This is a genomic window from Nocardia mikamii NBRC 108933 (assembly GCF_001613505.1).
GTDB lineage: Bacteria > Actinomycetota > Actinomycetes > Mycobacteriales > Mycobacteriaceae > Nocardia > Nocardia mikamii.
Window position 1 is genome coordinate 212,355 of record NZ_BDCM01000016.1, and the last position, 13,631, is coordinate 225,985.

Annotated in this window: 10 protein-coding genes and 1 tRNA gene; 7 read left to right on the forward strand and 4 right to left on the reverse strand. The window is 67.6% G+C overall.

All coding sequences use genetic code 11. The features are described from left to right. The 3 genes from NMI01S_RS26810 to NMI01S_RS36065 are packed head-to-tail and all read left to right on the forward strand — an operon-like array spanning position 1 to position 3,087. Entirely contained in the window at positions 1-984 is a 984-nt protein-coding gene (locus NMI01S_RS26810; protein ID WP_063001503.1) for a hypothetical protein, read from the forward strand. A gap of 36 nt (positions 985-1,020) precedes the next feature. Beyond that, a complete protein-coding gene (locus NMI01S_RS26815; RefSeq protein ID WP_063001452.1) occupies positions 1,021-2,283 on the forward strand; it encodes an adenylosuccinate synthetase in 1,263 nt (420 codons plus the stop codon). Positions 2,284-2,292: 9 nt separating this feature from the next. After that, positions 2,293-3,087, forward strand: coding sequence for an NUDIX hydrolase (locus NMI01S_RS36065; RefSeq protein WP_063001453.1), 795 nt, complete (start codon positions 2,293-2,295; stop codon positions 3,085-3,087). Between the two features lie 32 nt (positions 3,088-3,119). Here NMI01S_RS36065 and NMI01S_RS26825 read toward each other — a convergent pair whose 3' ends face one another. Beyond that, positions 3,120-4,025, reverse strand: a complete 906-nt coding sequence (locus tag NMI01S_RS26825; RefSeq protein ID WP_084513302.1) for a TOMM precursor leader peptide-binding protein — start codon at positions 4,023-4,025, stop codon at positions 3,120-3,122. A gap of 235 nt (positions 4,026-4,260) precedes the next feature. On the opposite strand from NMI01S_RS26825, the gene NMI01S_RS26830 reads away from it, so the two are divergent. Further along, the gene (locus NMI01S_RS26830) at positions 4,261-5,241 is read left to right on the forward strand and encodes an FAS1-like dehydratase domain-containing protein (protein ID WP_063001455.1); all 981 of its coding nucleotides are present in this window, start codon (positions 4,261-4,263) and stop codon (positions 5,239-5,241) included. A 31-nt stretch (positions 5,242-5,272) separates the two neighbouring features. Here the strand turns inward: NMI01S_RS26830 and NMI01S_RS26835 are convergent, their stop codons facing one another. Next, complete coding sequence (locus tag NMI01S_RS26835; RefSeq protein WP_063001456.1) at positions 5,273-6,706, reverse strand: zinc-dependent metalloprotease; 1,434 nt, start codon at positions 6,704-6,706, stop codon at positions 5,273-5,275. A 50-nt stretch (positions 6,707-6,756) separates the two neighbouring features. Here NMI01S_RS26835 and NMI01S_RS26840 point away from each other — a divergent pair, with 50 nt between their 5' ends. Beyond that, positions 6,757-7,782: a YlbL family protein gene (locus tag NMI01S_RS26840; RefSeq protein ID WP_218021121.1), complete on the forward strand. Its 1,026-nt coding sequence runs from the start codon at positions 6,757-6,759 to the stop codon at positions 7,780-7,782. On the opposite strand, the gene NMI01S_RS26845 is transcribed toward NMI01S_RS26840, so the two are convergent. After that, the gene (locus tag NMI01S_RS26845) at positions 7,779-8,426 is read right to left on the reverse strand and encodes a PPA1309 family protein (protein WP_439956303.1); all 648 of its coding nucleotides are present in this window, start codon (positions 8,424-8,426) and stop codon (positions 7,779-7,781) included. The genes NMI01S_RS26840 and NMI01S_RS26845 overlap by 4 nt on opposite strands. A gap of 134 nt (positions 8,427-8,560) precedes the next feature. On the opposite strand from NMI01S_RS26845, the gene NMI01S_RS26850 reads away from it, so the two are divergent. Continuing rightward, the gene (locus NMI01S_RS26850) at positions 8,561-11,575 is read left to right on the forward strand and encodes a UPF0182 family protein (protein WP_084513303.1); all 3,015 of its coding nucleotides are present in this window, start codon (positions 8,561-8,563) and stop codon (positions 11,573-11,575) included. Between the two features lie 165 nt (positions 11,576-11,740). Here NMI01S_RS26850 and NMI01S_RS26855 read toward each other — a convergent pair whose 3' ends face one another. Beyond that, positions 11,741-12,280 (reverse strand): transglycosylase family protein, encoded by a 540-nt coding sequence (locus tag NMI01S_RS26855; RefSeq protein ID WP_063001458.1) that lies wholly within the window; start codon positions 12,278-12,280, stop codon positions 11,741-11,743. Between the two features lie 618 nt (positions 12,281-12,898). Between NMI01S_RS26855 and NMI01S_RS26860 the strand changes: the two genes are divergently transcribed. Next, a tRNA-Met gene (locus tag NMI01S_RS26860) sits at positions 12,899-12,972 on the forward strand. The last annotated feature ends 659 nt before the right edge of the window (positions 12,973-13,631 follow it).

The window sequence follows — 13,631 nt, forward strand, 5'->3', positions numbered from 1 at the left end:
ATGGGATACGGACAGTGGGACGACAGCGCCTACGACGCCGCCCGCACCTTCCGCGCCGCCCGCGGACTCGACGACTTCGGCTACACCGCCGACATGCGAGCCAAGCCCTATACGGAGTGGGTCGCACATCCGCTGCTCGACCCCTTCGGCGTCGGAGCGCGTGAATCGCGCGACTCCGCCGAGCACGGGGCCTCGCTGCCGATCGCGGTGCTGTTCGACGTGACCGGGTCGATGGGGCGGGTCCCGCGCATCATGCAGGAGAAACTGGCTACCCTCCACGGACTGCTGCAGCGCAAAGGGTACGCCGAGGATCCGCAGATTCTGTTCGGCGGGATCGGCGATGCCGACTGTGATCGGGTGCCGCTGCAGATCGGGCAGTTCGAATCCGACAATCGGATGGACGAACAACTGCGGCTGATTCTGCTCGAAGGCGGCGGTGGCGGACAGAAGTCCGAAAGCTACGAGCTGGCCGCGTATTTCATGGCTCGACACACGGCGACCGACGCGTGGGACAAGCGCGGACGCAAGGGGTATCTGTTCATCGTGGGCGACGAGCTGAACAAGCCGCGCCTCGCGGCCGGGCACGTGCGCCGGGTGATCGGCGACGATGTGCCCCACGATATTTCGGTTCCCTCGATCTACCGCGAGCTGGCCGATCGGTGGCACGTGTACTACATCCTGCCGAATCAATCCCACTACTACACCGATCCGGAAATCCTCGAGCACTGGCGGGGAGTGCTCGGGGAGCGAGTTCTGCGCCTGGACGATCCGGCGGCGGTGTGCGAACTCATCGCCCTGACCATCGGCATCGGCGAGGACCGCGTCGATCTGGGTGCGGGGCTGACCGACCTGCGTGACATCGGGTCCGCCGACGCCGCCGACGTCGTCGGTAAGGCACTGGCCCCGCTCGGTACTCCCGCCGGTCGCCGCGCCGCGGGCGCGCTGCCGGCGGCGACCCCGGGCGACGACGACGTCCGGTTCTGACCGCGAATCCGATCCGAAAAGCGAAGGGAAATAACCATGTTCGGCGACCGGCATGTGATCGTGGTCGATCTGGGATTCGGCGACGCCGGGAAAGGCGCCACCGTGGATTGGCTGTGCTCGCCACAGGCCGGCTTGGACGTCGCGGCCGTCGTGCGCTTCAACGGTGGCGCGCAGGCCGCCCACACCGTGATCGCCGACGGCCGGCGACACACCTTCCGGCAGTTCGGATCGGGCACACTGTCGGGCGTGCCGACGGTCCTGTCGCGGCACGTGCTCGTGGATCCGATCGCCCTGGCCGCCGAGGCCGAAGCGCTGATCGCGCTGGGCGTCGCCGATCCGCTGGGATCGATCTTCGTCGACGAGCGGGCGTTGCTGACCACTCCGATCCACGGGGCCGCCAACCGCTGCCGGGAGGATGCGCGGGGCGCCGGCCGGCACGGTTCCTGCGGGATGGGTATCGGGGAGACCGTGCGCTACGCCCTCGAGCACCATGCGCCCCGGGTCCGGGACTGTCGCACTCCGGATATCCTGCGCCGCAAACTGATCGCGCTGGAGCGGCACTTCGCACCGCTGCTGGCGAGCGGGCGGCACGGCTACGAACCGATCGACGTCCTCGTCGAGGCCTATACGGAATTCGGGCGGTCGGTGGCGCTGGTGCCGGGCAAGCAGCTCGCGGTGTTCGCCGCCGCGGGCCGGCTGATCTTCGAGGGCGCCCAGGGCGTGTTGCTCGACGAATGGCGGGGCCTGCACCCCTACACCACCTGGTCGACGGTGGAGCCCCGCCATGCCCGCGCCATGCTGACGCGCATCGGGGAACCGGGCACGGTACTCGGAGTGACACGCACGTACCAGACTCGCCACGGCGCCGGCCCTTTTCCGACCGAGGATGCGGCATTGTCGATCCCGGAGCCGCACAACGCCACCGGCCCGTATCAGGGCGTCTTCCGCGTCGGGCATCTGGATCCGATCCTGCTGCGCTATGCCGTGGAAGCGTGCGGGGGTATCGACGCGCTCGCCGTCAACCATCTGGATCTCGTGGCCGGTCGCGACGATATGCGTACCGCCGCAGGCTATTTCGCCCCGGACGGATATCGGGACCGGCTCGATTGCGGTCCCTGGCGGGATCTGGACCATCAGCGGTGGTTGACCGGCCTCGTCTCGCGCAGCACACCCGATCTCGTGGCGCTGCCCGCGGACGTACCGGAATATGTGGAACACCGGCTCGGGGCTCCGGTGGTGCTGACCGGGCACGGGCCCGATCGTGCCGATCGCGTGGCCCGGGTCGCGGCTGCGGCATGATGGTTCGCCGTGGAGCAGCAATCCGCCGTATCGCTCGATGTCGTCGCGCTTCGATTCGGCGCCGACGACACGACCGTCACCTTCGCAGTGGCGCCCCGGCAGTGGGATCCGTTCGCGGGTGAGCTCGCCCTGCCCGGTGTGCTGCTCGGCCGCGGTGAGCGGCTCGCGGCGGCGGCCCGTCGCGCGGTACACAGCAAACTGGGTGTGCCCGACGACGCGATCCTCGCTGTCGGGCAACTGGTCACGTTCGACGAGCCGAATCGTGATCCACGCGGTCCGACGCTCTCGATCGCGATGTGGGCGGTTCTCGGTCACGCCGCAGCCGCGGGTGCCGAGCAGTCGAACGGCGGGGAGCCCGGCATTGCCGAGCAGGCCGGGCCGGATGCTTCTGCTGGTGTTCAGCAGATGAGCGGCGATGTCTCCGGCGATGCCCATGGAACGAAAAATGGTGAAACCGGCAGCACCGCAGACTTTCTCGATGTCCGATGGGTTCCGTTCGACGACGTCCCGCCGCTGGCCTTCGACCACACCATGATCGTCGAGGTCGCCCGGGAACGGCTCGCCGACATGCTGTGGAAGGATCTCGCTTTCACCCGCGCGCTGATCGGCGAGCAGTTCCCCGCCACCCGCGCCGTGGCCCTGGCCACCGCGTTGTCCGGTACTCGTCCCGACCCGGGCAACCTCAACCGCACCCTCGCCGCGATCCCCGGGCTCACCCGCACCGGGGAACGGATGCGCACCAAGGCGACCGGACGTCCGGCGGCCGTCTGGTCCTTCACCGACTCGCCCTCCGGTGAGCACTGAGCGGGCCGCTGCGCGGGCTACCTTCGTCGCGCTCATACCTGTCCTCCGGCGACGGAGGCCGCGCGATCGTCGTCCGGCGCTTCGGTCCCCGTGGCCGCGATTCGGCGGCAGGCGCAGTCCGCGTGCGGGGTCCAGCGACGCCGGGCGATGCGCCTGGTGTGCGGATCCAATTCCAGTGTGGTGTCCAGAGTTCGGGGCGGGTCGTCGGCGGCGCCCTCGATGATCGATTCGATTTCACGCAAGGTCAGGGCCGCGGTGGCGGCAATGGTGGCGGGGGAGGCGTAGCCGGTCCGGCCGAGCAGCTGCGCCGCCAGATGCGGCCATTCGGCGTCGAATTCGGTGCGGGTCAGATCGGCGCAGCGCAGACAGCTGGTGCCGCCGGGCAGAACCAGCGGCCCGATCACGCCGTGCCCGTCGCGGATACGCACCTGCAGGTGCGGGATTCGGCGCACCAGCAGCATGCTGACCAGCTCCGGCACCGGGACCAGCGCGTCGGTGAGAATCACCAGATCGGAGCTCGGCAGCGAATCCGGTGCGCCGCTGCGATATTCGCTCGACCGCGTCGGCGTGATGCCCAGTTGCCGGATACCGCTGTGCAGCGAATCCGCCAGCGGCCCGCGGCCGTGTACATGCACCGTCCGCACGCGAGTGCGGCGGGCCCGCGGCCGGACCAGCAGTCCGGCCGCGTCGATATCTCGTAACAGTTCCAGGGCCACGCCACCGAGGCCGAGTTGCCCGGCCTCCCACAGGAGCTGGGGATGGCTGTGCAGACCGTCGAGCAGCCGGACGAACGCGACGACCGCATCGGTGTCGACGGCGGGCGGGTGCAGGAGTACCGCGTGTTCGGGGTCCCATCCCAATTGCACCGCACCCGAGGGCCGGCGCAGAACCGCCACCCGCGGATGCAACATCGGTCCACGTGCGTGTGACAACGTCATGGGCTCAGTATTGTCGGCAGGCCGAGGCACGCCCGCGGGAAAACTGCTGGTTATCCACAGGTTCGGCGTTGTCCACAGGGGGCTTCGGGTGATGTCGCAGCATCACTGTGAACGCACCGTTTCACAAAACTCGCCGACGACTCGCCGTGAATTTTCCAGACCGGAGCAGAGAGTGCTAACGCCCGGCCACCGGCGGCCGACAATCGGGTCGATTCGGGTCGGTTAAAGGAGCAATATGGTCAGCGCATCCCTCGACGTGCCACCGGTGGCGCCGCTGCACGGCGAACATCGGTTTCGAACTCGCGGTGATCGGCCGATCGCCGCGGACACGATTCGCGAGTACGCCCGGGCGATAGGCGCCACCGACTCCATCCACTGCGACGAACGTGCCGCCGCCGCTCGCGGATTCGATGCCCTGGTGGCCCCGCCGACCTTCGCCACCACGGTGTGGATGCGCGCCGAGGAACGCACGCTGGACGCACTCGTGCCGGGTTTTCACAGCGGGCGGGTCGTGCATGCCGACCGCACGCTGGAAATCGTGCGCCCGCTGCTGGCCGGCGACCGCATCAGCTGCGATATCGGATTCGAATCCTTCCGCCACTACCGCGACTACGACGTGGTCTCGGTGACCACCCTGTTGCGCGACGCCGACGATCAGGTCGTGGCCAGCGGCTCCTCCACCCTGCTGGTGCACACCCAGCCCGGAACCCGTACGCGATCCGGGGCGCCCCGGCGGCCGCACGATCTCGAACCGGTCCCGGCGCAACGGCGTCTGCGCACGCCGCAGCGGGACCGGATCCAACCCCCGCTACCGCGCCCGAACGTCGATCTCGGCCCGCTGGCGGTCGGCGCAGATCTGCCCGCCGACACCGTCACGGTCGCGGCCGACGATGTGATGCGCCACGCCGGCGTCGTGGATCCGCAACGGTCCGGCACCGCGACGGGGGCGGCGCCCGGCATGCTGACGCTCGGCCTGGTCGCCGGCTACCTCGGCCGCTGGCTCGGCGATCCGATCGCATTGACCAAACTGCGGGTGCAGTACGCACCCAAGATGCACTATCTGCCCGTCGACTCCGACGCTCCGGCGTCGATCCTGTTCGGCGGCCAGGTCGGCTGGCTCAGTTCGCGGCGCCGCATGGTGACCGTCGTGGTCGACGCATTGTCCAAGGGGCGCAAGCTGTTCGGCTACGCGACCGCCGAGGCGCGACTGGGCTGAACCGCGCCGACCGGACTCGGTGACGCCGCGGCTAGCGGTCCTCGTTCTCGCCGCGCTCGTCACCGGTGTCGCCGTCGGAGTCCTCGTTCGGCCGCTCCTGTTGCGCCGCAGCGCCTTCGCGGCGTTCGCGCGCCTCGGTCTCGGCCAGCTGCGCCAGCGGATCGTCGAAAACGTTGGCGCCGCCACCGATCACACCGTCGATGAAGCCGCTCGGCTTGTCGAGATCCTCGGAACTGGGCAGCAGATCCGGATGCGCCCACACCGCGTCGCGCGCCGACATCCCCGCGTCGGTGGTCAGCCGCTGCCACAGCGTGGCGGCCTCGCGCAGCTTGCGCGGGCGCAACTCCAAGCCCACCAGCGTGGCGAAGGTCTGCTCGGCCGGACCGCCGGTGGCGCGGCGGCGCCGCAGCGTCTCGGCCAGCGCACCCGCACCGGGCAGCCGGTCGCCGACCGCCTCGGCCACGACGACCTGAACCCAGCCCTCGATCAGCGCCAGCAGCGTTTCCAGCCGCTCCAGCGCGGCCTTCTGCTCGGGGGTGGTCTGCGGTTCGAAGGTGCCCTGCGACAGCAGTTCCTCGAGTTTCGACGGGTCGGTCAGCGACATCGGATCGATGTTCTGGGCGGCCTCCTCGATCGCGGAGAAGTCCATGCGGATCCCGCGCGCGTAATCCTCGACCGCGCCCAGCACCTGCTGCCGCAGCCACGGCACATGGGCGAACAGCCGCTGGTGAGCGGCCTCGCGGGCGGCCAGATAGACCAGGATCTCGCTTTCGGGAAGCTCCAGGCCCTTGCTGAATTCGCTGATCGCGCTCGGCAGCAGCGCCGCGGTTCCGGCCGGACCCAGCGGCAGCCCGATATCGGTGGAGGTCAGTACCTCCTGGGCGAGCTGTCCCAGCGCCTGCCCCAGCTGCGAGCCGAAGGCGAGTCCGCCCATCTGGCCGAGCATGCCGAGCATCGGCCCGGCGAACTGCTTGGCCTCCTCCGGCAGTGTCGAACTCCACATACCCGAGACCTGCTCGGCGACCGGATCGCACAGCCGCTTCCAGGTCGGCAGTGTCTGCTCGATCCAATCGTTGGGCGACCACGCGACCGTCTTGGTGGCCCCGGCGGGCAGGGTGGTGGCCGCGTCCAACCACAGTTCGGCCAGATGCGCGGCATCGCTGACGGCGCGCTGCGCACCCTCGGTGATCGGCGCGACGGTCGAACCGAGTTGCTGGCGAGCCAGCCGCTTGGCGACGTCGTAGTTGACCGGACTCGCCTGGCCGCCCGGCTGGCTCATGGTGGAGAACATCTGCCCGAGCGAGGTCAGCATCTGGCCGAAGGCCGCGGGATCGAATCCGGCCGCGCCCGAAGACCCCATGCCGAAGGCGAAGGGGTTGTTCGCTCCGGAACCGGCCTGATCGTCACGCTTGTCGCGGTCGGGATCGTCGTCGCGGTTCGAGAATCCGAAGGGCACGTCGCTCATGCCCCCAAGGCTACGCGGATGGTGATCGTGGAGCCGCTACTGTGGGCCGGGTGAATCGTCGGATCATCACCTTGATAGCGGCTCTGGTGCCCGTGCTAGTCCTCGGTGTGGTGGGCAGTGCGGTGACGGTGCCGTTCGTCGCTCTCGGCCCTGGTCCCACCTTCAATACCCTCGGCGAGGTAGAGGGAAAGCAGGTCGTCGCGGTGCAGGGTGCCGCGGTGGATCCGACCTCGGGACACCTGAACATGACGACGGTGTCCGTTCGCGACGGGCTGAATATATTCGAGGCGATGGGTTTGTGGGTGGATGGCCGCTACGGCCTGGTGCCGCGCGCCGAGGTCTACCCGCCCGGCGTTCCCCGCGACCAGGTGGACAAGTCCAACCAGGCCGATTTCAAGGAATCCGAGGACAACGCCGAACTGGCGGCCCTGAACTTCCTGAAGTATCCGACCAAGGTCCAGGTGCGCGTGGTGGCCGACGACGGCCCGGCCGAAGCGGTGCTGCAGAAGGGTGACGAACTGGTGAGCGTGAACGGGAAACCGATCACGACCTCCAAGGACGTGATCGACGCGGTGCAGGGCGCCGCCCCGGGCACGACGATCCCGATGGTGATCCGCCGCGGCGGCGTGGAACAGACGGTCGAGGTGAAACTCGGTGCGCGCCCGGACGATTCGAACAAGGCCTACCTCGGCGTCACCCCGCAGGAGGTGCCGGCCGGTCCGCTGCAGGTCGATTTCAACCTCGCCGATATCGGCGGCCCGTCGGCCGGTCTGATGTTCAGCCTGGCCCTGATCGACAAGCTCAGCCCCGGTGAACTCAACGGCGGACGTTTCGTCGCAGGCACCGGAACCATCGATCCGCAGGGCAAGGTCGGCCCGATCGGCGGTATCCAGTACAAGATGATCGCGGCCCGCGACGCCGGTGCGGAGACCTTCCTGGTCCCCGCCGACAACTGCAACGAGGCCCGGCAGCGCACCCCGGACGGCCTGAAACTGGTGAAGGTCGACACGTTGTCCAGCGCGGTGCAGTCGCTCGACGACATCAACGCCGGACGTCCCGCCCCCAGCTGCGGTTAGTCCGGCTCGTTCTCGAGCGTGTGGCGCAGCGCGTCGACCAGGTTGGGAGCCAGGTTCGGCGCGGTCCGCAGATCCAGTTCTGGGAAGGCCTCGTCCTCTTCGGGGCGTAACTGCAACAGGCACAAGGAGACTCCGTCGCGCAGCACGCCGGCGTAGAGGCGGGCGTCGCGGCGCTCGGGATGAGTCTGCGCGGCGTCGCGGCCGGCGCGGTCGGCGGCGTCGCGGTCGGCCAGCAGCGGTGCGATGGCCTCGTCGAGCGTGCGTTCGGCGGTCGGCGGCAGCACCACGATCTGCTGCACCAGCACGACCCCCTCGACGGCGGGCGGCCAGCTGGTGGTGGCGAGGAATTCGTCGAGAGCCATCGAATCGCCGGTCAGATCGTCGGGAAGCGGTTCCTGGGCAATGGGAGTCAAGGCGGCCCCGTCATCGAGCTGATCCTCGAGCGTCGGCTCGGCGGCCACCAGGTCGGCGGTCGGCACCAGCGCGAACAACTGCGGCGGCTGATCCCAGCCCTCGGTGTCGGCGAACTCGGCCACGTCCCGGATGCAGCGGTACAGGGCGGAGGAGGGATTGTCCACAGTCACGGCCGACACTGTACGTCCACCGTGAGCGCCCGCGTCCCCGCCACGGCATACCGGAGCCATCGCGATCCAAGCCGACCCGTTTTACGTAGAGTGGGGCGCGAGAGACGGTCCGCAGGGACCACACGCATCATCGGACTGCGGTGTATCGGCCGACAATCGCTTCGGTACGCCGCCGGACCTGGGAGAGTGGCATCGTGGGCATGCGCCCCCCGACAGGCTTACCTTCGCTGTCTCGACGCAGCCGGATATTGCTGATCACCGCGCTCGTGATTGCGGCGTTACTGCTGGTCGGCCCGCGGTTGACCGACGCATACACCAACTGGTTGTGGTTCGGCGAGGTCGGCTTCCGCCAGGTGTTCACCACGGTGCTCGTCACCCGGCTCCTGTTGTTCCTCATCGTCGCGGTCGTGGTCGGGGCACTGGTCTGGCTGGCGCTGCTGGCCGCTTACCGCACCCGACCGGTCTTCGTCCCGGTGTCCGGTCCCAGCGATCCGATCGCGCGCTATCGCACCACAGTGATGGGCCGGTTGCGGCTGTTCGGCATCGGCATTCCGGTACTGGTCGGCCTGCTGTCGGGTCTGGTCGCGCAGTCGAGCTGGGTCACGGTGCAGCTGTTCCTGCACGGCGGCTCGTTCGGGATCAAGGATCCGCAATTCAACATCGACGTCGGTTTCTACGCCTTCGATCTGCCGTTCTACAAGCTGCTGCTGAACTGGCTGTTCGTGGCCGTGGTGATCGCGTTCTTCGCGAATCTCGTCACGCACTACATCTTCGGCGGGCTGCGGCTGTCCGGGCGTGAGGGAACGCTGACCCGTCCGGCCCGCATCCAGCTCGCGCTGATCGCGGGCACGTTCGTGGTGCTGAAGGCGGTCGCCTACTGGTTCGACCGGTACTCGCTGCTGTCGAGCACCCGCAAGGAGCCCACCTTCACCGGTGGTTCCTACACCGATATCAACGCGGTGCTGCCGGCCAAGCTGATCCTGATGTCGATCGCGATCATCTGCGCCGTCGCGTTCTTCGCCGGTGTGGTGCTGCGCGATCTGCGCGTGCCCGCGATGGCGGCCGCCCTGCTGTTGCTGTCGTCGATCCTGGTCGGCGCGGTGTGGCCGCTGGTGGTCGAGCAGTTCGAGGTGCGCCCGAACGCCGCCACCAAGGAAGCGACCTATATCGAACGCAACATCACGGCGACCCGGCAGGCCTACGGGCTCACCGACGACAAGGTCTCCTACGTCGACTACAAGGGTTCGCAGACCAAGGATCCGGGATCGATCCCGGCCGATCAGCAGACCATCGGCAATATCCGGCTGCTGGATCCGAATCTGCTGACCCAGACCTTCATCCAGCGCCAGCAGCTGCAGAACTTCTACGGCTTCCCGGATCCGCTGGACATCGACCGCTACACCATCAACGGCGAGAAGCAGGACTACATCGTCGCCGCTCGCGAACTGGTGCCGCAGAACCTGTCCGGTAACCAGACCGACTGGATCAACAAGCACACTGTCTACACCCACGGTGACGGCTTCGTCGCGTCCCCGGCCAACCGGGTGAACGTGGCCCCGCCCAAGGAAACCCAGCAGGCCGCCACCGGCGCCGGCACCAGCAGCTCCAGCGGCGGATACGGATATCCGGTCTTCAACGTCGGCGACAAGTCGACGGTGAGCGATCTGTTCACGCCGAAGGACAAGCAGGCCATCCCGGTCGATCAGCCGCGCATCTACTACGGCGAGATGATCTCCAAATCCGATGCCGACTACGCCATCGTGGGCGGGAACAACCAGCCGCCGCGCGAATACGACACCGGCACCGAGCAGTACACCTACACCGGCCAGGGCGGTGTCCCGATCGGCAACTGGTTCAACCGGCTCGCCTTCGCCGCCAAGTACGCCGAACGCAACATCCTGTTCTCCGGCGCCATCGGCTCGGATTCGAAGATCATCTACAACCGCGATCCGCGCAGCCGCGTGCAGCAGGTGGCGCCGTGGCTGACCACCGACGGCGACATGTATCCGGCGGTGGTGAACGGGCGCATCCTGTGGATCGTCGACGCCTACACCACACTGGACAACTTCCCCTATGCGCAACGTACCTCGCTGGAAGGCGTGGTCGAGGACAGCATCGACCAGAACACCGGTCGCACGCTGCCGCGCAAGGAAGTCAGCTACATTCGCAACTCGGTCAAGGCCACGGTCGACGCCTACGACGGCACGGTCAATCTCTATGACGTGGATCCCACCGATCCGGTGCTCAACGCCTGGCGCGGGGTGTTCCCGAACTCGGTGAAGCCGCAGAGCGAGATCTCGCCGGAGCTGCGTGCGCACTTCCGGTATCCGGAGGATCTGTTCAAGGTGCAGCGCGAGATGCTGGCGCGCTACCACGTCAACGATCCGCGTGAGTTCTTCACCAACAACGCGTTCTGGTCGGTCCCCAACGATCCGACCTCCGACACCCCGACCAACGCGCATCAGCCGCCGTACTACGTGCTGATCGGCGATCCGAAAACCGGTCGGCCGCAGTTCAATCTGACCAGTGCGATGGTCGGCTTCAAACGCCAGTTCCTCGCGGCCTACATCCAGGTCGCGTCGGATCCGGAGAACTACGGCAAGTTCACCGTGCTCAAGCTGCCGACGGATTCGCAGACGCCGGGCCCGCAACAGGTCCAGACGTCGATGACCACCGATGCCCGGGTCTCGAACGATCGGACGCTGCTGACCGGTGGCAACACCAACAAGATCAAATACGGGAATCTGCTCACCCTGCCCATCGGCGAGGGCGGCATCCTCTACGTCGAACCCTGGTACCTCGAGCGCAACAGCGGACCGACCACGGCGTCGTTCCCGCAGCTGGTGAAGGTCCTGGCCTCCTACGGGGACAAGGTGGGCTATCAGTCCACGCTGGGTGATGCCCTCAACGACGTCCAGGACGGGTTGGGCGCCGCAACGACGCAGCAGCCCGGGCAGGCGGCGATCAATCCGCCCGGCCAGCAGGGCAGTACCTCACCACCGCCGTCGAACCAGAACACCGCGCCGCCCTCCACGACGGCGCCGCCGCCCACGACCGGGTCGGCAGGCAAGGACGCCGCGGTCAAGGAGCTCAACGACGCCCTGAAGGGAGTCGAAGACGCGCAGAAGTCCGGTGACCTCGGGCAGTTGGGCAAGGCGCTGGAAGGCCTGCAGAAGGCCATCGACGATTACAACAAGGCCGGGGGTTAGCGGCGGCCGGTGATCGATGACAACGGCGCCCCGGATCATCCGGGGCGCCGTGCGCATTCGGCCCCGTACGACTTCGGCCCCAACGACTTTCGGCGCTGCCATCACGAGGATGGCAGCGCCGAACGTGTTCGGGTCGCGGCGGGCGCGGAACTACCGCGCCGCGGCTCAGCGGCCCAGGGAGTCGATCAGACCGCTGTTCTGGTCGAGGATCTGCTGGAACTGCTCGCCCACGCCGAACTGCTGCGCGGCCTGCTTGCCGGCGTCGGCGGCCTTGTTGATCAGGTCCTGGCGATCGTTCGGCAGCTGCACCGGTGCGGCCGGCTCGGGCTGCGGGGCCGGTGCCGGCGGGGTCTCCTCGGCGGGCGCGTAGCGCAGGTACTGACCGCACACCGGCCAGGCGCCGGGGCCCTGGGTCTGCAGCACGTTCTCCGCGACGCGGATCTGCTCATCCTTGCTCGCGTTCTGCGGCGAGCCGCTGCCACCGTTGGCGCTCCAGGTGGACTGCGTGAACTGCAGCCCGCCGTAGTAGCCGTTGCCGGTGTTGATATTCCAGTTGCCGCCGCTCTCGCACTGCGCGACACCGTCCCAGTCGTGGGCGGGCGCAGCCGAAGCAGTGGTGGAAGCTGCGAACGGGACGGCAACAAGGGCGCCGGCGACGGCGGCGAAGCCGAGGGCGCGACTGCTGATCTTCCGGTTCTTGTTCATGGTGGTGTCCCTCCCTGCGCCCGCCGGCCCGGCGATGGTGCGCCGAGTCCCTGCCCCCAGGAGGTCGGGGATCCCCGAACCGCGGGGCAGGGTTGCCGGTGTGCAGCGGTTCGGGTCGGAGCCCATCACGGGGTCGATCCGGGCCGCACTCGACCATAACGAACAGATCTCGACAGATCACGTCTTGATAACAGAGACAATTGCATGAAGCGAATAACCGGATTCGGGCGTTGATGCAGGTTGGCTATGTAATGTTCGGGCATTCCGGTCGTTCGTTATGCGGTCGTTATGTGCGGTGAATCACGCGAAAATAGTGGGCCGGGTCACGTTTTTCGGGCGGGCTTTTTGGAAACGCGCGCGTTTCCCACGCGAGTTCTGCTCATTCGGGGTGTTGCGAGGCTTCCGTATCGCGTCGCCGATTCGTCCGATTCGGGCCCGCGGGCGGGATTCGGCGGTCGGTGGGCGGTGTCGATGCGATCCGCGAGGGTGGCGGCCGTTATTTCGCGGGCGGGAGCTGCGGCGGCCGAGGGGGAAGATCGCGTCGATGCTCGCCGAAACCGGTCCTGAGCACCGGATTTGCTACGTCTGTCGACTCGTGTGTAATGTTGTGTTCACCGACGCGGGGTGGAGCAGCTCGGTAGCTCGCTGGGCTCATAACCCAGAGGTCGCAGGTTCAAATCCTGTCCCCGCTACTAGTGAAGAGGTCCCGGAACCAGAAGGTTCCGGGACCTTTTTCGTTTCCGCCAGGGCTTTGTGTTCCTGCTGGGGTGTTCCTGCCAAGACTTTGTGTTCTCGCCGTGGCCGTGTGTGTCCTCGTAGCGCCTCGGCGCAGGACTGATGGCGGCGCGTCGAGGGTGCGCGCGGCGCGAGCGTCGTGCCTGGAGGTTCCGGAGCGGCCGGCGGTGCGCGAGGTACCCGTGCGTTGTGGCTCCGGAACGGCGAACCTGCAGGCAGTGCGCGGTTTTCGGCCTCGGTGCGAATCTCTGGGGAGCGGTGCACGTCACACTATTCCCACTGCTGGCAAGGCTCGGAACGGCCAAATACTGTTCAGTAACTATGAGTCCTGTGCTGTTGTACGAACCCCGAAAGGGATCCTTGTGATAGATCACGGCGCCGTCGCGTAGATGCGGCGTACGCATCCCGCTCGGGCACTACCTCTTCTCCGCGCGCCTCGACACTCCGGCATACCCTCCGGCGCTTCCGATTTCGGTTGCCCGCCGATCGGTTGCCGTACGGAAGCCGGCATATCGGAGCAGTCGGCCTCGTCTGCTCCGAAGCGAATCCGGCCGCGTGTGGATGACGCTCATATATCGTTCGGGACTCTTCGCTGGGCCGTGAACGCGTCGAAAAA